At 68.3% G+C, this 20,232-nt stretch carries 17 protein-coding genes; 12 read left to right on the top strand and 5 right to left on the bottom strand.

Features of this window, described 5'->3' with window-relative positions; all coding sequences use genetic code 11:
* Positions 1 to 11 precede the first annotated feature (11 nt).
* On the top strand, positions 12 to 1,106 hold the full coding sequence (locus C0R07_RS18090) for an alkene reductase (RefSeq protein WP_102789607.1): 1,095 nt from the start codon (positions 12 to 14) through the stop codon (positions 1,104 to 1,106).
* 100 nt (positions 1,107 to 1,206) lie between these two features.
* Here the strand turns inward: C0R07_RS18090 and C0R07_RS18085 are convergent, their stop codons facing one another.
* The 3 genes from C0R07_RS18085 to C0R07_RS18075 all read right to left on the bottom strand — a co-directional run bounded on the left by C0R07_RS18085 (position 1,207) and on the right by C0R07_RS18075 (position 4,949).
* Entirely contained in the window at positions 1,207 to 3,102 is a 1,896-nt protein-coding gene (locus tag C0R07_RS18085; RefSeq protein WP_102789606.1) for a CocE/NonD family hydrolase, read from the bottom strand.
* Between the two features lie 99 nt (positions 3,103 to 3,201).
* On the bottom strand, positions 3,202 to 3,597 hold the full coding sequence (locus C0R07_RS18080; protein WP_102789605.1) for a hypothetical protein: 396 nt from the start codon (positions 3,595 to 3,597) through the stop codon (positions 3,202 to 3,204).
* Positions 3,594 to 4,949: an MFS transporter gene (locus C0R07_RS18075; protein ID WP_102789604.1), complete on the bottom strand. Its 1,356-nt coding sequence runs from the start codon at positions 4,947 to 4,949 to the stop codon at positions 3,594 to 3,596. The genes C0R07_RS18080 and C0R07_RS18075 overlap by 4 nt, the downstream gene beginning before the upstream one ends.
* A gap of 106 nt (positions 4,950 to 5,055) precedes the next feature.
* Between C0R07_RS18075 and C0R07_RS18070 the strand changes: the two genes are divergently transcribed.
* Complete coding sequence (locus tag C0R07_RS18070; protein ID WP_102789603.1) at positions 5,056 to 5,979, top strand: LysR family transcriptional regulator; 924 nt, start codon at positions 5,056 to 5,058, stop codon at positions 5,977 to 5,979.
* Between the two features lie 38 nt (positions 5,980 to 6,017).
* Here the strand turns inward: C0R07_RS18070 and C0R07_RS18065 are convergent, their stop codons facing one another.
* A complete protein-coding gene (locus C0R07_RS18065; protein WP_019185071.1) occupies positions 6,018 to 8,837 on the bottom strand; it encodes a beta-glucosidase in 2,820 nt (939 codons plus the stop codon).
* Positions 8,838 to 9,105: 268 nt separating this feature from the next.
* Complete coding sequence (locus tag C0R07_RS18060) at positions 9,106 to 9,549, bottom strand: winged helix-turn-helix transcriptional regulator (RefSeq protein ID WP_102789602.1); 444 nt, start codon at positions 9,547 to 9,549, stop codon at positions 9,106 to 9,108.
* Positions 9,550 to 9,624: 75 nt separating this feature from the next.
* Here C0R07_RS18060 and C0R07_RS18055 point away from each other — a divergent pair, with 75 nt between their 5' ends.
* The 10 genes from C0R07_RS18055 (at position 9,625) to C0R07_RS18015 (ending at position 20,221) form a co-directional block, all read left to right on the top strand.
* A complete protein-coding gene (locus C0R07_RS18055; RefSeq protein WP_102789601.1) occupies positions 9,625 to 10,971 on the top strand; it encodes an MFS transporter in 1,347 nt (448 codons plus the stop codon).
* Positions 10,893 to 11,327: a VOC family protein gene (locus tag C0R07_RS18050; RefSeq protein ID WP_102789600.1), complete on the top strand. Its 435-nt coding sequence runs from the start codon at positions 10,893 to 10,895 to the stop codon at positions 11,325 to 11,327. Before C0R07_RS18055 ends, C0R07_RS18050 begins: the two co-directional genes overlap by 79 nt.
* 256 nt (positions 11,328 to 11,583) lie before the next feature.
* Positions 11,584 to 12,201 (top strand): translesion DNA synthesis-associated protein ImuA, encoded by a 618-nt coding sequence (imuA, locus tag C0R07_RS18045; RefSeq protein WP_070470800.1) that lies wholly within the window; start codon positions 11,584 to 11,586, stop codon positions 12,199 to 12,201.
* 9 nt (positions 12,202 to 12,210) lie between these two features.
* On the top strand, positions 12,211 to 13,626 hold the full coding sequence (locus tag C0R07_RS18040; RefSeq protein WP_102789599.1) for a Y-family DNA polymerase: 1,416 nt from the start codon (positions 12,211 to 12,213) through the stop codon (positions 13,624 to 13,626).
* On the top strand, positions 13,623 to 16,724 hold the full coding sequence (locus tag C0R07_RS18035) for an error-prone DNA polymerase (RefSeq protein WP_102789598.1): 3,102 nt from the start codon (positions 13,623 to 13,625) through the stop codon (positions 16,722 to 16,724). Before C0R07_RS18040 ends, C0R07_RS18035 begins: the two co-directional genes overlap by 4 nt.
* A 111-nt stretch (positions 16,725 to 16,835) precedes the next feature.
* Positions 16,836 to 17,342: a hypothetical protein gene (locus C0R07_RS18030; RefSeq protein ID WP_070470806.1), complete on the top strand. Its 507-nt coding sequence runs from the start codon at positions 16,836 to 16,838 to the stop codon at positions 17,340 to 17,342.
* A 111-nt stretch (positions 17,343 to 17,453) separates the two neighbouring features.
* Positions 17,454 to 18,221: a YggS family pyridoxal phosphate-dependent enzyme gene (locus tag C0R07_RS18025; protein WP_070470808.1), complete on the top strand. Its 768-nt coding sequence runs from the start codon at positions 17,454 to 17,456 to the stop codon at positions 18,219 to 18,221.
* The gene (locus C0R07_RS20235; RefSeq protein WP_302476400.1) at positions 18,218 to 18,340 is read left to right on the top strand and encodes a hypothetical protein; all 123 of its coding nucleotides are present in this window, start codon (positions 18,218 to 18,220) and stop codon (positions 18,338 to 18,340) included. Before C0R07_RS18025 ends, C0R07_RS20235 begins: the two co-directional genes overlap by 4 nt.
* A gap of 70 nt (positions 18,341 to 18,410) precedes the next feature.
* Entirely contained in the window at positions 18,411 to 18,566 is a 156-nt protein-coding gene (locus C0R07_RS19980) for a hypothetical protein (RefSeq protein WP_167390404.1), read from the top strand.
* A 347-nt stretch (positions 18,567 to 18,913) separates the two neighbouring features.
* On the top strand, positions 18,914 to 20,221 hold the full coding sequence (locus C0R07_RS18015) for a chloride channel protein (protein ID WP_070470811.1): 1,308 nt from the start codon (positions 18,914 to 18,916) through the stop codon (positions 20,219 to 20,221).
* The last annotated feature ends 11 nt before the right edge of the window (positions 20,222 to 20,232 follow it).

Genomic DNA, 20,232 nt, shown 5'->3' with positions numbered 1-20,232 from the left:
AAGGTAAGCCCATGACAGATTCCACTGACGGCCAGTTGTTCTCCCCCACCCGTCTGGGGGCCATCGACGTCGCCAACCGCGTCGCGATGGCACCGCTGACCCGCAACCGCGCCATCAAGGACCGCATTCCCAATCCTCTGGCCATCCAGTACTACGAACAGCGCGCCAGCGCCGGGCTGATCATCGCCGAAGCCACCCAGATCAGTCCGTTGGGCCAGGGCTATCTGGATACGCCCGGCATCTACAGCCAGGACCAGATCGATGCCTGGAAAAAGGTCACCGACGCCGTGCACGCGCGCGGTGGCAAGATCGTGCTGCAGCTGTGGCACGTCGGCCGCATCTCGCACACCAGCCTGCTGCCCGAGGGCGAGGTACCGGTGGCGCCGAGTGCCCTGCGCGCCGATGCGAAGACGTTCACCGCCAAGGGCTTTGAAGATGTCTCCGAGCCGCGCGCCCTGCGCCTGGACGAGATTCCCGGCCTGATCCAGGACTATCGCCAGGCCGCACGCAACGCCATCACGGCCGGCTTCGACGGTGTGGAAGTGCATGCTGCCAACGGCTATCTCATCGACCAGTTCCTGCGTGATGGCAGCAACCAGCGCACCGACGAATACGGTGGCAGCATCGAAAACCGCACCCGCCTGCTGGATGAAGTGGTCAGCGCGATCGTTTCGGAAATCGGTGCAGAACGCACCGGCGTACGTCTCTCGCCGGTGACGCCCGCCAACGACGCTGCCGACTCCAACCCGCAGCCGTTGTTCGAACGCGCCGTGGAGCGTCTGGATGCCATCGGCCCGCTCGCTTTCATCCACGTGATCGAAGGCGCGACCGGCGGCCCGCGCGACAACATCGCCTTCGACTACGCCGCGCTGCGCGCCAAGTTCAAGGGCGCATGGATCGCCAACAACGGATACGACCAGGCGCGTGCCGAAGCGACGGTCGCCTCCGGCTATGCCGACATGGTCGCCTTCGGTCGTCCCTTCATCGCCAATCCCGATCTGGTCGAGCGCTTCCGTCTGGGCGTGGCGCTGTCCGAGCTGGACAAGGACACGCTCTATGGCGGTGGCGCGCACGGCTACACCGACTACCCGACCATCGACGGTTGAGTGTTGATCCTGGTGGGCCGGATGCACGTTTCGGCCCAACAGGGCGAGATGCGCTGCATCCTGGAAGTGCCGGCCGGTGGCCGGCACTTCCTTCAAGGGTTCAGTACACCGGCAACGAAATGAAGCTGGCCTGCTGCGGCGAATGCCAGACCTGCTGCGTTGCCTTCTGGTAATCGCCCGGCTTGGCGAGGTAGATGTTCGGCACGAACGTCTGCGGGTTGCGGTCGTACAGCGGGAACAGACTCGACTGCACCTGCACCATCACCCGGTGGCCCGGCTGGAACACATGGTTCGCCGTTGGCAGACCGAATCTATAGTCCAGCACCTGGTTGCTCGCGATCGCCTTCGGGTCGCTGAAGCTCTCGCGGTACCGGCCACGGAAGATCGCCATCGAGACCGACAGCTCGTACCCGCCCATCTCGGGCGTCGACGGCGTCTGGTCCGGATACACATCGATCAGTTTCACCACCCAGTCGCTGTCGCTGCCACTCGTGGCTGCCTGCAGATTGACCTGCGGCGCGCCGCCGATCCGCAGCGGCTCGGTCAACGGCTCGCTGACGAAGGTCAGCACGTCCGGGCGACCATCCACGAAGCGCTGGTCCTTCACCAGCCAACTCGTCCACATGTCGCGGTCAGCAAACCGCACCGGGCGCGGTACGAACGGCACCGGCTTGGCCGGATCGGATACATACGCCTCGAACGTGGCCTCCCCCACCTGTGGTGCTTCAAAGGACAGCCTGCCGCCCGCGCGCAGGTACAGCGGCCGGGACTGCGCCGCGCTGCGCGGCCACTGCTGCAGCTTGTCCCAGTGGTTCTCCCCGGTGTTGTAGATCAACACCGGCGGTGTCTGCGCCTTGGGCGCGCCATCGACCAGGTACTGATCGAAGAACGGCTTGAGTACATCGCGGCGGAACTGCAGCGCGGTGTCGCCCTCGAACTTCAATGCGCCCAGGCTGCTGCCGTCATAGTTGACCTGGCTGTGCCGCCAAGGCCCCATCACCAGATAGTTCAGCGTGTTGCCGGTGTCACGCGGCTCCATCGCCGCATAGCTGTGGACCGCGCCCCACATGTCTTCCTGGTCCCACAGGCCCTGCAGCCACATCGTGGGGACCTTCAGTTCGGTCCTGGCCATGCGCGCGTCCAGCGCCTGTTCCTGCCAGAACGCATCGTAGCTGGGGTGTTCGATCAGCTTGTGCCACCACGGCAACTGGTCCAGCCCGTTGGCCCTGGCGTAGTCACCGGCCGAGCCGGCGCGCAGGAAGGTGGTGTAATCGTCGTAGCCCACGCTGGGAATCGCCGGGCCCTTGCCGCGCTTGGCCAGCTGACCGGTGAAGTAGCCGAAATTGACCTGCCGGAACGCGCCGTAGTTGAGCCAGTCGTCGCCCATCCAACCATCGATCATCGGGCTCTGCGGCGCGGCCACCTTCAACGCCGGGTGCGGGTTGGTCAGTGCCATCACCACGGTGAAGCCCTCGTAGGACGAGCCCAGCATGCCGACCTTGCCGTTGCTTTCTGGCACATGCTTGACCAGCCAATCGATGGTGTCCCAGGCATCGGTGGCGTGGTCGACCTTGGTGTTGTTGAGCGGCCCGCGCAGCGGCCGGGTCATCACGTAATCGCCCTCGGAGCCGTACTTGCCGCGGATGTCCTGGAACACGCGGATGTAGCCGCCATCCACGAACACCTCATCGCCCTGCGGCAGGATGTCACGCATGTTCGGCGAATCCATGCGCTTGGCACGATTGGCCGCATCGTAGGGCGTGCGGGTCAGCAGGATCGGCGCGTTCCTGGCGCCCCTGGGTACCACGATCACCGTGTAGAGCTTCGTGCCATCACGCATCGGCACCATCACCACGCGCTTGTCGTAGTTGTCCTGCGCCGTGGGGGTCACGAAGCCCTTGGCCGGAATGTCCGGGGTCATCGGCGAGGTCTGCGCCGACACACTGGCGACGACCATCAGACTCAACAGCGCAACTGGCAATACACGCACACGCATGGGCTCTCTCCCGGCAGTGAAGGCAACGTCCGGAGCCTAGCGCTGCCCGGCCCGCACCGGTAGATGCCGATCGGCCTGGCGCAAGGCCTTCATCCCCATTCAGCCGCCAACCACCGTTTCGTGCAAAGCCTGCCAGCGCAGCATGCCGTCGGTGCCGCCAACAAGAATGGCCAAGGACTCGCGCCGATTGCCGGTGCCCTGTGCGTCGCTCTGGTCTTCCCGATAGCGCACCGCGCATGCGCCCGTCCCCAGCGGCAGGTACGTCATTGCATCGATGGTGATGCGCAATCCCGGCCGGCTGCCATGCGCGGCAGCGAAGAAGCCGGCCAGCGTGGGTTTGTCCAGGCGCACGCCGCGGACGCCGACCATGCTGAAGCCCTCGCTGAAGCGGGCCAGCAGTGTGTCCAGCGCAGCCACCGGCGAGCGGCCGGTGAACCAGTCTTCGATCAGCACATGCAGGTCGTGGATCTCATTGAAGGCAAGGGTGTCATTCATGAGGAAGTTCTCAAGGAAAGGGCGGACGCCGGCAGGCGCCACAAGGGAAGGAGCGGCAGCAGGCTCATGCCCGCCGCCAGCACCAGGGTGAGTACAAAGGCGTGGTCCGGTGTCACCGAAGAGAGCACCGCCAGCACACAGGCCAGCACCGCGGCCGCCAGGCAGAAGCTGAGTTGGCGGTTGAGATTCCACAGCGCGCTGCCCGGCAGCAGCTCCGCATCGGCCAGCCTCTGGAAGGCGAGCGTCTGGGCGCTGCTGCTGCACAGGCTGCCCCCCAGGCCCATCAGCGCGAAGGCCAGCACGGGAAGCCAGGGCTGCTGGGCCTGCACGGCGATCAGCAGCACGATACCGACAGCCTGGCATCCCATCCCGGCACTCAGCAGTGGGCGCGCCCCGATGCGCGGCAGCCAGCGCCGCGCCGTGGCGATCGCACAGGCCGAGGCGATCGCCCACGGCAGCATGAAGCCACCGATGGCGGCGGCGCCGTAGCCTTGCCCATGCAGCAGCAACGTCGCCACCAGCTGGGTGCCGATGAAGGTCCCGGGCACCAGCAGGTAGACCGCCATCGCCAGCCGCAGCGACGCATGCCGCAGCAACGACCACTGCAGGACCGGATGATCCGTCCGGCGCGCACTGCGGGCATACAGCGCCAGCACCAGGGTGGCGACCACCAGCAGGCCCGCGCCCAGCATCCGTTGCCCCGGCGCTGCGAGCAGTCCCAGCGCGACCAGCAACGCGCTCAGGCCCACGGAGCCCAGCAGCAGCCCTCGACGGTCCAGCGCAGGTACGGCCACCGTCGCACCGTGGCGCACCCATGCGGCCGCCAGCGCGAAGGCCAGCGCGGCCAGCGGCACACTGACCAGCAGCACGCCCCGCCACGAGCCCCACTCCACCAGCAGGCCGCCCAGCGTCGGTGACAGCGCCGGCACCAGCAGTGCGACCGCCATGATGCGGGCGGTCAGTCGCGCACGATCGGCCGGCGGGCATTCGCGGTAGGCCATCGCCTGCCCCACCGGAATCAACAGCCCACCGCCCAGCCCCTGCAGCAGGCGCCACGCGATCAGCCACTCGATGCTCGGCGCGGTGCCTGCCAGCACGGCGCCCACGGTAAACAGGGCCAGCGAGAGGCACAGCACCCGGCGTTCGCCCAGGCGCGCCGCCAACCAGCTGCCCAGCGGAATGACCAGGGACAGGCCCAGCATGTAGCCATTGCCGATCCACGCCAGCTGCGGCACGGAGGCCTGCAGGTCCGCGGCGATGGCCGGATAGGCCACGGTGCCGATGAACATGTTCACCAGATCCAGCGAGAATCCCAGCAGGTACAGCGTTTCCACTCTGGCCCGGTATGTCATGGCGCGCTCCGATTGCGAGGCGGCAGCATGCGCGTCGGCAGCGGCTGGATATACGGGCAGGCGGATGCAAGACTGTCAAACCATTTTTGACAGTCAGAGCGCCCCCATGGTCAGCCTGGACCGCTTCGAGACCTTCAAGGCGATTGTCGATGCCGGCAGCCTGACCGCTGCCGCACAGCGCCTCGGCCAGAGCCGCGCCGTGGTGAGCTTCAACCTCAAGCGGCTGGAACAGGAACTGGGCGTGACCCTGCTGGTACGCAATACCCGCAGCCTGGCCCTGACCGAGGCCGGTGAACGCTTCTACCAGCACTGCACGGCGCTGTTGGCCACTGCCGAGCTCGCCATCGAGGAAGCACGCAGCGAACAGCTGCAACTGCGCGGCACGCTGCGCCTGACCACCACGCCGGAATATGCGATCGCCCGGGTCGTGCCGGTGCTGGAATCATTCCGCGCCCTGCATCCCGAGCTGCGCCTGCACCTGTCCACCTCACCGGCGCCGGCGGACCTGATTCCCGAGCGGTTCGATCTGGCCATCCGCTTGGGGCGCCTGCAGGATTCGCAGCTGCGCGCGACCCTGCTGGACGAACACGCGCTATGCGCGGTCGCCTCACCGTCGTTGTTGGCCACGCTGCCCGATGAGGCCGCGCGCGATGATCCGGACTGGGTCCGCACGCTGCCAAGGCTGGGCTATCCGCGCCTGGCGGATCTCCCACTGGTGGCGCCCGATGGCAGCGACCAGCTGTTTGCCTGCAACCCCGCCCATGCGGTGGTCACGGTTGATAACGCCTCCACCCTGCGGGCGTTCGCGCTGGCCGGGGCCGGCGCGACCGTGTTGCCGCAGTGGTTGATCGATGACGATCTGGCGCAGGGCCGGCTGCTGCCGATCCTGCGCCGTCATTGCTTCCCGCGCCAGGGAGTGTATGCGGTGTTTCCCAACACCGCCCAGCCCTCGCGCCGGGTCCGGCTGCTGCTGGCGCACCTGCGCGAGCACCTGCCGGTGGCGCACCTGCGCGAGCACCTGCCGGGGTGACCGGAGGCACGACCCACGGTCGTGCCCTGCCCGTCAGTTCAGCGGACCACCTGCCCGGCCAGCTCCAGCGGCACGCGCTGCACCGGTGCATTGGCCGCGCGCGAGAGCTGCACTTCGTACTGCCCACCGGCGATCTTCCACTGCTTGTCGGCGGTGTCGAAGCTGGCCAGCGTCTTCGGCTCGGCTTCGATGCGGATCCGGCGGCTTTCGCCCGGCTGCAGCGTCACCTTCTGGAAGCCGATCAGGCGGATCGGGGTGGTGCTGCCCTGCGGCAGCTGCAGGTACAGCTGCGGCACATCCGCACCGGCGACCTTGCCGGTGTTGCGCACATCCACGCTGGCGACCACGCGCTGGCCTTCCACCACCACCGTCAGGTTGTCGTAGCCGAAGCTGGTGTAGGACAGGCCATGGCCGAACGCGTACTGCGGGGTCAGGCCCTTGGCGGCAAACCACTTGTAACCGACGTTGGCGCCTTCGATGTCGTAGTCGATGGTGTCATCCGGCTTGTTCTTCGGGTTGAAGCCCAGGCCGTTGACGTGCGGGCGCGGCAGCTGACTGACATCCACCGGCCAGGTCACCGGGAGGCGGCCGGACGGATTGACCTTGCCGGTCAGCAGCGCGGCGATGCCTTCACCACCGCGGATACCCGGATACCAGGCCTGCAGGATGGCCGGCACCTGCTGCAGCCACGGCAGCTCGACCGGGCCATTGGTTTCCAGCACCACCACCGTCTTCGGGTTGGCCTTGGCCACCCCGGCGATCAGCGCGTCCTGGTTGTCCGGCAACTGCATGTGCGGCAGATCGACCGACTCGGCCGACCACTGGGTGGCGAACACGATGGCGACATCGGCCGCAGCGGCAGCGCGCGCGGCGGCCGCGACATCGCGGCCATCCACGTAATCGATGCGGGCATCCGGACGCTCGGCGCGCAGCGCTTCCAGCGGCGAGGACGGGTGGAAGATCACCGGGCCCGGCCAGGTGGTCGGCATCACGCCCGGCACCGCATTGGTGCCGCGGGCGGTCCAGCCCACCATCGAGGAACCACCACCGCCGATCACGCCCTTGTCGGCATGCCCACCGATGATGACGATGCGCTGCACGTCCTTGCCCAGCGGCAGCAGGTCATCGGCATTGCGCAGCAGCACGCTGCCTTCTTCGACGGTGCGCTGCGCGGCCAGGAAGCCGGCCTCGTCATCGATCGGCTCGTGCACCGGCGGCAGGTCGAAGTTGCCGTGCGCGAACATGGTGCGCAGGATGCGGCCGACCATGTCGTCCAGGCGCGCCTGCGGCACGACGCCACCGGCCACGGCCAGGCGCAGCGGCTCATCGAAGTAGACCGCCTTGTCGAACACTTCACCGGCCGACTGCTGGTCCAGGCCGGCCAGCGCCGCCTTGGAGCCGCTGTGCACGCCGCCCCAGTCGGACATCACGAAACCGGGGAACTTCCATTCCTGCTTGAGCACCTCGTTCATGAGGTAATCGTGTTCGCAGCCGTAGGTGCCGTTGATGCGGTTGTACGAGCACATCGCCGAACCCGGCTTGCCGATGTCCATGGCGATTTCAAACGCCAGCAGGTCCGATTCGCGCATCGCCTGCTCGCCGATCTCGGCGCTGTGGAAATTGCGCGAGGTCTCCATGTCGTTCAGCGCGAAGTGCTTCATCGTGGAGATCACGTGCTGGCTCTGCACGCCGCGGATCGACTCGCCGACCAGCACGCCGGCCAGCAGCGGATCTTCACCGGCGTATTCGAAGTTGCGGCCGTTGCGCGGGTCGCGCTGCAGGTTGACGCTGCCGGCCAGCAGGATATTGAAGCGCTGCTGCCAGGCTTCGCGACCCATGGTGGCACCGCCGGCGAAGGCGATGTCCGGGTTCCAGCTCGATGCGGTGGACGGGCCCGACGGCATCGCCGTGGCATGGTCACCCTTGCGCAGGCCACCCGGGTTGGTCACGCCGACGCCGGCATCGGCCGACTGCTGCGCCGGAATGCCCAGGCGCGGCACGCCCGGCACGAAGCCGGCCGAACCAACCGCACCTTCGGGCAGCGGGCCGCCGTCCTTGCCCAGCCCGAAGTAGCTGTGCAGCATCTGGAACTTCTCGTCCACGGTCATCTGCGCGACCAGTGCCTTGGCACGGGCATCGGCGTTCAGGCCGGTGTCCATCCATGGCGTATCGCCACCGACCGGCGCGGTGTAGCCCAGGGTCAGCAGCGTAGCCGCGGTGGTGCCCTTCTTTCCGTCATGGGTGCGCAGCTTGATGGCGGCCGAGGTAGCCGACTGGAAGCCATCGCTGAAGTAGCTTTCGTTGGCTTCCAGCGCGACACGCGACGGATCGAAGCCGGCGGTGGTGGCCGCATCGGCACTCACCGCGCCCAGCAGCACGGCCGGTGCGCCCAGGCGCGAGCCGGTGACCAGCGGCGGCAGCGCGGCGGCATCGGCGGCACTGGTGTACAGCGCGACCACATGGCGGCCATCGTTGAGGCGCAGGTAATTCAGCGACGGCTGTTCGGTGCCCGACTCGGCCTCGATCGGCAGGCGGGTCAGCACGACGCTGCCGGTCTGCTGCGCGGCGGCCGGATCGGCGGTCACGAAACGATAGTGATAGCCCAGCGCATCGGCCAGACCCTGCAGCGGATCCACGCGGTCGGCGCGGCGCTCCACGTTGCGCACCGTCACGGCATCGACCTGCAGCTGTTCCAGCTGTGCGGCGACCACGGCCGCATCCAGCTCACCCGGGGTCTGTTCCAGGGTCAATACGGTGAACGCGTCGGTGGTGGCGGCCGGGGCAGCGGCCCAGGCAGAAGCGCTCAGCGAGAGCGCGATGGCGGCCGTCAGGGCCAGGGGCTTTGAAATCGTTTTCATGAGCGGACGAAACACCTTTGCTTGCGCAATAAATCCAGGGAGTCTTGCCGCAGAAGGGTGCAGCGCCATATCGGCGGGAACCACGCGCAGGGGCGCGGAACCGTTTACAACGCAAGGCGATGACGGCTACGTCCAGGCCCCTCCGCCCGTCGTGACAGCCGCACCACCCGGGAGGCCCTTGCCGGCACCTCACCCCGGAAGAGTGTCCGAGCGTGTTCATGCCTGTCAACAGGATGCTTACATTTGAGACAGCGAAACCCGGCCCGAATCAGGGCGACGGCGGCTTGATCAGCTGGGTGTCGGCAGCCGCCACCACCTGCCCATGCTGGTCACGCGGCTGCATCAGCGCCAAGGGCAGGCCATCGCTGTCGGCCTGCAGCACCGAGCGCGGCTCGCCCGGCGCGAACAGGAAGGCCTCGCCCCACTGCCGCAGCGCCACCACCAGCGGGAACAGCGCGCGGCCGCGTTCGGTGAGCACGTACTGCTGGTAGCTGCGCCCCTCCTCCAGCGGCTGCTGCGTCAGCACATCGGCCTCCAGCAAGGCCTGCAGGCGCTGGCTGAGCATGCTGCGCGACATCCCGAGGCGGCGCTGGAAATCACTGAAGCGCCCTACTCCATCGAACGCCTCGCGCACGATCAGCAGCGACCAGCGGTCGCCGACCAGATCCAGCGCGCGCCCCACCGGGCAGGGGGTAGTGGCATCGGTTGTCATGTGCGGCCTCCTTTCGAGGTTTCATTTTAGAACCACATACTCCAGAATCAACTGGTTCTTTTTTGAGACTACATCATGCCGCTCCCTGCCTCCGCCTCGCGTGCGTCCACCTCCCCGCTCCCCTCCGCCCTGCTGATGCTGTTCGCCTGCGCCGCCGGTTTGAGCGTGGCCAATGTCTATTACGCCCAGCCCTTGCTGGATGCCTTGGCCGCCGATCTCCAGATCAGCACGTCCCGCATCGGCGCGGTGATCGCCGCCACCCAGCTGGGGTCGGTGGCGGCGCTGCTCTGGGTGGTGCCACTGGGTGACCGCGTGGACCGCCGCCGCCTGATCGCGATCCAGACCATTGGCCTGGTGCTGGCGCTGCTGGCCGTCGCGCTGGCCACGCAGGCCTGGAGCCTGCTGCTGGGGATGCTGGCGGTGGGCCTGCTCGGCACCGCGATGACCCAGGGGCTGATTGCCTACGCCGCCGCCGCGGCGGGCGAGCACGAGCGTGGCCGGGTGGTCGGCGCCGCACAGGCAGGCGTGGTGGTCGGGTTGCTGCTGGCACGGGTGGTGGCCGGGGCGGTGGCCGATCTGGGCGGTTGGCGCGCGGTGTACCTGCTCTCGGCAGTGCTGATGATCGTGACCGGCACCCTGTTGTGGGCACGGCTGCCGCGATTGCCTGTGTCGGCCGCACACGACGCGCGGACCGGCTTGTTCGCGCTGCTGCGGCAGCAGCCGGTGCTGCGCCAGCGCGGCGTGCTGGGCCTGCTGCTGTTCACCGTGTTCGGGGTGTTCTGGAGCAGCATGAGCCTGCCACTCAGCGCGCCACCCTATGCCCTCAGCCACACCGCCATCGGCGCTTTCGCGCTGGTCGGCGTGCTCGGTGCGTTGGCCGCGGCCCGCAGCGGGCACTGGAGTGACCGGGGCCATGCCGGGCGGGTCACCACCGGGGCCCTGTGGCTGATGCTGCTGAGCTGGGCGCCGATCGCGGCGATGTCCCATCACCTGGGCTGGCTGGTGCTGGGCGTGCTGCTGCTCGATCTGGCCGTGCAGGCGCTGCACGTCACCAATCAGAGCCGGATCCTGGCCGCCGCACCGCACGCGCAGGCACAGGTGATCGCCGCTTACATGCTGTTCTACGCGGCAGGCAGCGGGCTGGGCGCGTTGGCCGGCAGTGCGCTGTATGCCGCCTTCGGCTGGCCCGGGGTGTGCATGGCCGGCGCTGCCGTCTCGCTGCTGGCACTGCTGGCGTGGTGGGCGATGCGGGGTTATCACACCATCACCGGTGGTCATGAGCCCAGCCCGGTTCCCGGTGGATCGCGGATCGATAATGACCGCTCACGTCCCGGAGCGACCGCATGCCCCCACACCGCCACTTCGATCAACTCTGGCGCGACCGCAACGACACCTCCCGGCAACGCAGCCCGCGGGTGCTGATCCGGGTGTTCGTCGGCCCAGGCGAACTGGAAGCGCGGGTGGCGTTCTACGAGCAGTTGCAGGGGGTGGTGGCCGATGCGGGCTTTCCGTTCCCCGAGGCCGGCCTGCGCCTGGCGATGGTCGGGGCGTTCCTGCTGATCGAAGGCGCGCCGGACAAGCTGGCCCCGTTCACTTCCACCACCGGCACGCTGCTGGTGGATGACGTGCAGCCGTACTACGAGCGGCTGGTGGCGGCCGGGGCGGAGATCATCTTCCCGCTGCAGGTCGTGCCGACCGGCGCAGCCTTCAACGCCGTGCATCCGGACGGCACCGTGGTCGAGTACGTGCACCACCGGCCTGATCCGCAGGGGCGCTAAGACCCCGCTCGGTGTGCATCGAGAGGGCGCCCAGCCCCCATCCCGTGTAGATCCACGCCATGCGCGGAGGCTCTCGCTGAAGCATTCATCACCCTCAACCGCTTCGGAATCCGGCCGTCGAATTCGTTAGCATTTTTACTAATTGCGGGTAGGATTGTCGGTCTCAGCCTTTGACACGCGTGCTGCCGATACTCGCCGCCATGCCCTTGTTTCCCGCCCGTTTCCGCCTGCTCCAGCCCTGCCGGGAGGCCCGCTGATGGGCGCCGTGCTGGCCCTGGACCGGCTGCTGGAAACCCGCCGGGTCTGGCGGGGGCAGCCACGTACGGCGTTCCCCGAGGTAGCGCCGCACCCGACCGGCCACCCGGCACTGGATGCCCGCCTGCCCGGTGGTGGCTGGCCGCCCTCGGCCCTGTCGGAAGTGCTGCTGGCCTCGCCCGGGGTCGGTGAGCTGGCGCTGGTCTGGCCGACCCTGGCGCGGTTGAGCCAGCAACAGCAGACCGTGGTGCTGATCGCCCCGCCGCACCTGCCGCATGCCCCGGCCTGGGCACGCGCCGGGCTGGCACTGAGCCAGGTGCAGGTGGTCCAGGCCAGCCCGCGCGATGCGTTGTGGGCGGCCGAACAATGCCTGCGCTCGGCTGCCTGCGCGGCAGTGCTGTGCTGGCCGCAGCAGGCCGATGACCGCGCGCTGCGCCGGCTGCAGGTGGCCGCTGAAACCGGCCAGTGCCTGGGCTTTTCCTTCCGCGATGCCCGGCATGCGCGCAATCCCTCCCCGGCCGCGCTGCGCCTGCAGCTCGACGATGGCCAGGTGCGGGTGCTCAAGTGCCGTGGCGGGCTGGCACCGGTACAGCCGCTGCCGCTGGCCGTGGCCCATTGAGCCGCCGCCGTGGATTGGGCCTGCCTGCTGCTGCCGCACCTGGCGCTGGATGCCGCCCTGCGCCAGCAACCCGATCCGGACGCGCCGCTGGTGCTGGTCACCGGCCCGGCGCAGCGGCGCGTGCTGCACGCGGTCAGCCCCTCGGCCCGGCAGCGCGGGCTGCGCCGCGGCATGCTGCTCTCGGCCGCCCAGGTGCTGACCCGCGACGTGCTCACCGTGGAGTACGACCCACGCGCCGAGCAGGCCACCCGCCACCTGCTGGCCAGCTGGCTGTACGGCATCAGCTCACAGGTCAGCCTGGATTTCCCGCATGCGATGGCGCTGGAAATCCGGGCCAGCCGCGCGCTGTTCGGTGATTGGCCGAAGGTCGAGCAGCGGCTCACCCGTGGCCTGACCGAACTGGGTTTCCGGCATCGGCTGGTGGCCGCACCGAATCCGCATGCCGCCAGCGTGCTGGCCCGCGTGCATGGGCGGCTCGGCGTGGCTGCACCCCAGCTGGACGCGGCGCTGGCCCAGGTGCCGATCGAACGCAGCGGGTTGCCGGCCGAGGCGGTCACGGTGCTCGCGCGCTCGGGCCTGCGCACGCTGGGCGCCACGTTCGGCCTGCCGCGCGAGAGCCTGGCCCGGCGCTTCCCGCCGCAGGTATTGGCGCATCTGGATGCACTGCGCGGCATCAGCACGCCACCGCTGCGCTATTTCCAGCCACCGGACCGCTTCGATGCGCGCATCGAGTTCGAGTACGAGGTCGAGTCCACCCAGGCGATGCTGTTCCCGCTGCGGCGCCTGACCGCCGACCTGGCCGCGTTCCTGTGCTCGCGCGATGGCGGCGTGCTGCAGTTCGATCTGTGGTTCGAACACGAAAACCACCCCGATACGCGCCTCTCGATCGGCCTGCTCGCCCCCGAACGCGAACCGGCAATGCTGTTCGAACTGGCCCGCAACCGCGTCGATCATCTGCAGTTGCCCGCCGGCAGCCGTGGCCTGCGCCTGCAGGCCGAGCAGCTGCCGCCGTTCGTGCCGGCCGCACGCGATCTGTTCGACCCGCGCCCGCAGCAGGCGATGCCGTGGGAGCAGTTGCGCGAACGCCTGCGTGCCCGGCTCGGCGATGACGCCGTGCAGGGGCTGGGGCTGCGCGCCGACCATCGGCCCGAACGCGCGACCGGCGATGCCAAGGGCGCCCCCAAAGCACCGCCGCCGCCGCTGCCGATGCGCCCGGGCTGGTTGCTGGCCCAGCCGCAGGCGCTGCAGGATCCCCACCTGCGCATCCTGTCCGGACCGGAACGGATCGAATCGGGGTGGTGGGATGCCGGGGACATCCGCCGCGACTATTACGTGGTGGAAACCACGCAGGGCCAACGCGGGTGGGCGTATACCGCCGCCGATGCACGCAGCGGGCCGTTCATGCTGCACGGCTGGTTCGCATGAGCGCGCCCCTGCCCGACTACGCCGAGCTGCATTGCCTGTCGGCCTTCAGTTTCCAGCGTGGCGCGTCCATCGCCGAGGAGTTGTTCGCGCGTGCCAAGGGCCAGGGCTACCGCGCGCTGGCGATCACCGATGAGTGCTCGCTGGCCGGCATCGTGCGCGCCTGGCAGGCCGCGCAGAAGCACGCACTGCCCCTGATCACCGGCGCTGAATTCCAACTGGAGGACGGCCCGAAACTGGTGCTGCTGTGCACCGATCAGGGCAGCTACGCCGCGCTGTGCCAGCTGATCACCACCTGCCGCCGGCGTGCACCCAAGGGCGAGTACCGCTGCCTGCGCAGCGACATCGAGCAGCTGCACGCCGGCCTGCTGTGCCTGTGGCCGGCACCTGCCCCGGCCATCGAGGATGCGCAGTGGCTGCAGGCCTGCTTCCCGCAGCGGCTGTGGCTGGCGGTTGAACTGCACCGCGAGGCCGACGACCGCGCGCGCCTGCAGCGCCTGCGTCGTTTCGGCCGCGACCAGGGCATTCCATTGGTGGCCAGCGGCGATGTGCACATGCATGTGCGCCGCCGCCGCGCGCTGCAGGACACCCTCACCGCGATCGGCCACCACTGCACGCTCGGCGAAGCCGGCTGGCGATTGTTCCCCAACGGCGAGCGCCACCTGCGCACCCGCCAGGCCCTGGCCACGCTGTACCCGCCCGAGCTGCTGGCCGAGACCCTGCGCATCGCCGAGCGCTGCCACTTCGATCTCAAGCAACTGCAGTACACCTACCCGCGCGAACTGGTGCCGGCCGGCCACGACCCGGCCAGCTGGCTGCGGGTACTGGTGGAAGAAGGCATGCAATGGCGGTGGCCAGCGGGCGAGACGCCCCGGCAGCGCCACCAGATCGAACACGAGCTGGCGCTGATCCATACCAAGCAGTACGAGTCCTATTTCCTGACCGTGCACGACATCGTGCGCTTCGCGCGCGGCCAGCAGATCCTGTGCCAGGGCCGCGGCTCGGCCGCCAATTCCTCGGTGTGCTACGTGTTGGGCGTGACCGAGATCGATCCCAGCGAGATGGAGCTGCTGTTCGAACGGTTCATCTCCGCCGAGCGCGACGAGCCGCCGGACATCGACATCGACTTCGAACACGAACGCCGCGAGGAAGTGCTGCAGTACGTGTTCAACCGCTACGGCCGCGAGCGTGCGGCACTGACCGCCGTGGCGATCAGCTACCGTGGCCGCAGCGCGGTGCGCGATGTGGCGCGGGTGCTGGGCCTGCCACCGGACCAGGTCAACGAACTGGCCGCCTGCCTGGACCGCTGGAGCAGCCACGAGCCGCTGCCCGAGGCATTGCGCGAACGCGGCTTCGATCCGGAGACCCCGTTGATGCGACGCGTGGTGGCGCTGACCAGTGAACTGGTCGACTTCCCGCGCCACCTGTCCCAGCACCCGGGCGGTTTCGTGATTTCCGAACATCCCTTGTCCACGATGGTACCGGTGGAAAACGCGGCCATGGCCGACCGCACCGTGATCCAGTGGGACAAGGACGACCTGGACGTCACCGGCCTGATGAAGGTCGACTGCCTGGCGCTGGGCATGCTCACCGCGGTACGCAAATGCCTGGCGATGCTGGAGGCGCATGGCGGACCGCGGATGACCATGGCGAAGATTCCGCAGGGCGATGCGCCCACCTACGACATGATCTGCCGCGCCGATACCCTGGGCGTGTTCCAGATCGAGTCGCGCGCGCAGATGGCGATGCTGCCGCGCATGCAGCCGCGCTGTTTCTACGATCTGGTGATCGAAGTGGCGATCGTGCGCCCCGGCCCGATCCAGGGCGACATGGTCCACCCGTATCTGAATCGACGGAAGCGGCTGAAGGAAGAAGGCATCGAAGAGATCGACTACCCGCCCGCCCTGGAGAAGGTATTCAAACGCACCCTCGGCGTGCCGCTGTTCCAGGAACAGGTGATGCAGCTGGCCGTCGCCGCCGCCGGCTTCAGCCCCGGGCAGGCCGACGCACTGCGCCGCTCGATGGCGGCGTGGAAACGCCACGGTGGGCTGGAACCCCACCGCGACAAGCTGCTTGCCGGCATGGCCGCCAATGGCTACAGCCGCGACTATGGCGAGCGCCTGTTCGACCAGATCAAGGGCTTCGGCAGTTATGGCTTTCCGGAAAGCCATGCGGCCAGTTTCGCGCTGATCACCTATGTCAGCTGCTGGCTCAAGTGCCACCACCCTTCCGCGTTTGCCGCCAGCCTGATCAACAGCCAGCCCTTGGGCTTCTACACCCCGGACCAGATCCTGCAGGACGCGCGCCGCCATGGCGTGCCGGTGCTGCCGGTGGATGTGCGCTACAGCACATGGGACTGCACGCTGGTGCCTCCCGCCTCGCCGGGCCGGCCGTTCGGCATCCGGCTGGGGCTGCGCCTGATCGATGGCTTCAGCGAAGATGTCGCCACCGGCGTGGTGCAGGCACGCACCCGCGCCCCCTTCGACAGCGTCGCCGACCTGAGCCAGCGCGCCCGGCTGGACCGCCGCCATCAAGGCCTGCTGGCCGATGCCGGCGCACTCAAGGGCTTGAGCGGCCATCGCCATCGCGCGCGCTGGGAAGTCTCCGGCGTGGAGAAGCCGCTGCCGCTGTTCGAGACCGCCCGTGCCACCACCGAAGCCGCCGTGCCACTGCCGCTGCCCAGCGCCTTCCAGGACATGCAGGCCGACTACAACACCACCGGCACCACGCTGGGCCGGCACATGGTCTCCTTCATCCGCAGCCAGCTGCGTCAGCGCCGTTGCCACCGTTCCGATGAACTGGCCGCGCTGCCACACGGGCGCAGCGTGCGCTTTGCCGGGCTGGTGCGCATGCGCCAGCGCCCGCAGACCGCCAGCGGGGTCACCTTCCTCACCCTGGAAGACGAATGCGGCATGGTCAACGCGGTGGTCTGGCGCAAGATCGCCGACCGGCAGCACCGCGTGCTGGTCGAAGCCCGGATGATGCAGATCGATGGCCGCCTGGAACGCGTGGACGGCGTGCAGCACCTGATCGTCCGCCAGATGCACAACATCGATACGCTGATCGACGGGGTGCGTACCCACAGCCGCGATTTCCGCTGAGCCCTCCCGCGGCCGACCTCACGCCCTGAATGCAATTCCAGACTTTTCCGACTGGTGCCGTGAAGGGCGTATCCGGTATGGTCGCAGCCTTCCAAGGATCCGGAGAACCCCATGTCGCGCGCGCTGACCGTCACCACGCTGGTCGTTTCCAGCCTCGCCCTGATCGTTTCCGGTTGGACCGCGCTGCGCCTGCACCAGAGCCAGTCCGAGGAGCGTGTCATCACCGCCCGTGGCGTGGTGATCCGCGATGCCAGTGGCCAGGCGCGGGTGATTCTCGGCGCCCCCGTCCCCGATCCGCTCACCAAGGGCATCACCCAGGGGCCGCGTGCGTCACCGCTGTCAGGCCTGATCCTGCTGGGCGCCGATGGCTCCGAGCGTGGCGGCTACGGCACCGCCGATGTCGGCGACGAGGCCATCCTCACCTTGGACGATGCCACCGGCACCACCGAGGTATTCAAGGTCACCGCCAACCCGGATCGCGGCGCCACCCTGGTCGTCAAACACCAGAACAGCACCGGCGCGATGCTGACCTCCTGGCAGGGCAAACCGGAACTGATCTTCCTCAACGACGACGAACAGACGCACTACGTCAGCCCGAACGCCGCCGCCGCGCCCTGACATCGGCGGGCGGTGATTTTCGGGTAGCGCTATGACAACCTGTCCGTTGTTACGGGACCGCCCTGCTGGCGCGCCGACGCGCCGCAGCCGTCCCCGCTTCCGGAGCTCCCCATGCCCATCGCTGCCCCCACCTGGCCCCAGGCCACCACTGTCGACGAGATCCGCCACAACCTGGCGATGGTCCGCGAACGCATCGCCCGCGCCTGCGCACTGGCCGGCCGCGACCCGGCCGGCGTGCGCCTGCTGCCGGTCAGCAAGACCGTCGATGAGGCCCGCCTGCGCCTGGCGTGGGAGGCCGGCTGCCATGAGCTGGGCGAGAACAAGGTGCAGGAAGCCCAGCGCAAGGCGGCGGCGATGGCCGACCTGCCCGGCCTGCGCTGGTCGGTGATCGGCCACCTGCAGACCAACAAGGCACGTGACGTCGCACGCTTCGCCAGCGAGTTCCAGGCGCTGGACAGCCTGCGCGTGGCACAGGCGCTGGATCAGCGGCTGGAACTGGAGCAGCGCACGCTGGATGTGTTCGTGCAGGTCAACACCTCGGGCGAAGACAGCAAGTACGGCCTGGACCCGATCGAGGTCGCCGACTTCGTGCAGCAGTTGCCAGCGTTTCCGAATCTGCATGTGCGCGGGTTGATGACCCTGGCGGTGTTCTCCCCGGATCCGGAACAGGTGCGCCCGTGCTTTGCGCGCCTGCGCGAACTGCGCGACCGGCTGCGCCCCACCCTGCCGACGGGCATCAGCCTGGAGGAGCTCTCCATGGGCATGTCAGGTGATGTCGAGATCGCCATCGAAGAAGGCGCGACCGTGGTGCGCGTGGGCCAGGCCATCTTCGGCGCGCGTTCGACGCCGGACAGTGTTTACTGGCCGACCCCGACATGAGCGGCTATCGCCTGCAATCGCAGCAGGCGGTCGGTGAGCAGCGGCGGCTGCACAGTGGTCCGGATGGACTGAAGGTGCTGAGCAGCGAGGCGGTTTATCGGGATATCCCTGCGCCATGAACGGGCGCACCCCGGATTCACTTCAGCGCACCCATCGCACGCCGATGCGCCGGCCGACACCGGATGTGCCATGCTCGCCTCCGTTGCAACCCACCTGGAGAGCGTCGCCATGGCCAAAGGCCTGAACAAACAGAAAGAGCAGAAGAAGAAACCTGCCAAGACCGCCAAGGAAAAGAAGGCGGAAAAGAACGAAAAGAAGACCACCCGCGGTTTCGCCCCGGTCTGACCGGCGGCACCTCCGCTTACATCGCGGGCATCATGGGAGTGCGGCCACACCACGGTGTCCCGCAGCTCCTCCCGATGTCATCGCGCAACCACCGGGCGGAAGTCCAGCGGGCTCATCGCCGTGACCGCCTTGAAATGGGCATGGAAGCTCGAGCGACTCATGCACGCAACGCGCGCCACCTCATCGGTACGCCAGACACCGCTGAAATTCGCCCGGATCCACAGGATCGCGCGGACACTCGCGGCACGTAAACCCGCAGCGTGCCTGCGCGGGCACCCGCGCTTGAAAGCGCAAACCGACAGATTCGGTGAAGAGGACCGGCGAATCACCGTGGGATAATTCGCCCCATGACCTCGCCAGACCCTCAACGCCCTCTCCTGTCCAGGGATGCGTGGAAGCGCCGTGCGGCCCTGTGGGGCGGTGCCGTGGCTGTCGCCCTGGTCGCGATCGTGTTTGCCAAGGCCAGCGATGCGGCCTTCCGGGTCTTCCAGTCGATCATCGCCCAGTCGATCTGGTGGGCGCTGCTGCTCACCCCAACGGTGTTCGCGTTGTTGGCATGGCTGACCAGTGGTGCGCTCAAGCCCACCCGCGGCAGCGGCATTCCGCAGGTGATCGCGGCCCTGGAGATCCCGACGCCCACGTTCCGGCGTGACAATCTCTCGCTGGGCGTATCGGCCGGCAAACTCGCCTTGACCACGCTGTCGTTGCTCGGGGGCGCCTCGGTCGGCCGGGAGGGCCCTACCGTGCACGTCGGTGCCAGCGTGATGTACATGTTCGGGCGATGGTTCGGGTTCCGCGATCCGAAAGAGCTGTCCCACTTTCTGCTCGCCGGTGGCGCAGCCGGCATCGCGGCGGCCTTCAATACCCCGCTGGCGGGCATCGTGTTTGCCATCGAAGAACTCAGCGGCCGCTTCGAGCACCGCTTCTCCGGCACGCTGCTCACCGCGGTCATCGTGGGTGGCGTGGTGTCGCTGGGCCTGCTCGGCAACTACACGTACTTCGGCAAGGTGACTGCCACGTTGCCGCTGGGGCAGGCCTGGCTGGCGATCGTGCTGTGCGGCACCGTCGCGGGACTGCTTGGCGGCCTGTTCGCCAAAGCCGTGCTGCTGACCATGGAAGGCAGACCACGCTGGCTGGGCACGCTGCGCCAGCGCCATCCGGTCCTGCTGGCGGCGCTGTGCGGGCTCGCCCTGGTGCTGCTGGGCGCCGCCTTTGGCGCAGGGGCCTTCGGCACCGGCTACGAGCAGGCCAAGGGACTGGTGCAGGGAGCGCCCTCGGTGGGTCACGAGTTCGGCCTGATGAAGCTGGTCGCCAATCTGGTCTCCTACGTCGCCGGTATTCCCGGCGGCCTGTTCTCGCCCGCCCTGGCCGTCGGCGCCGGGCTCGGCCACAACCTCGCCGCCCTCATGCCTTCGGTCGATGAACGCATCTTCGTGCTGCTGGGGATGTGTGCCTACCTGACCGGCGTCACCCAGGCACCGTTGACCTCGGCGGTCATCTCGCTGGAGCTGACCGACAGCAGCGATATGCTGCTGCCCATTCTGGCCACCGTGCTGATCGCGCGCGGCGTCTCCGGCCTGGTGTGCCGCGTGCCGATCTACAAGGCCATGGCCGAACAGCTGGTCAAGCAGCTGCCTGGCCCCCACCCGGCTTAGTGCCGCGACAG

The sequence above is a fragment of the Stenotrophomonas bentonitica genome (assembly GCF_002887735.1).
In the GTDB taxonomy this organism is placed as follows: Bacteria; Pseudomonadota; Gammaproteobacteria; order Xanthomonadales; family Xanthomonadaceae; genus Stenotrophomonas; species Stenotrophomonas bentonitica_A.
The sequence above is the reverse complement of the archived record's forward strand: the minus strand, read 5'-3'. Positions and strand labels throughout refer to the sequence as shown.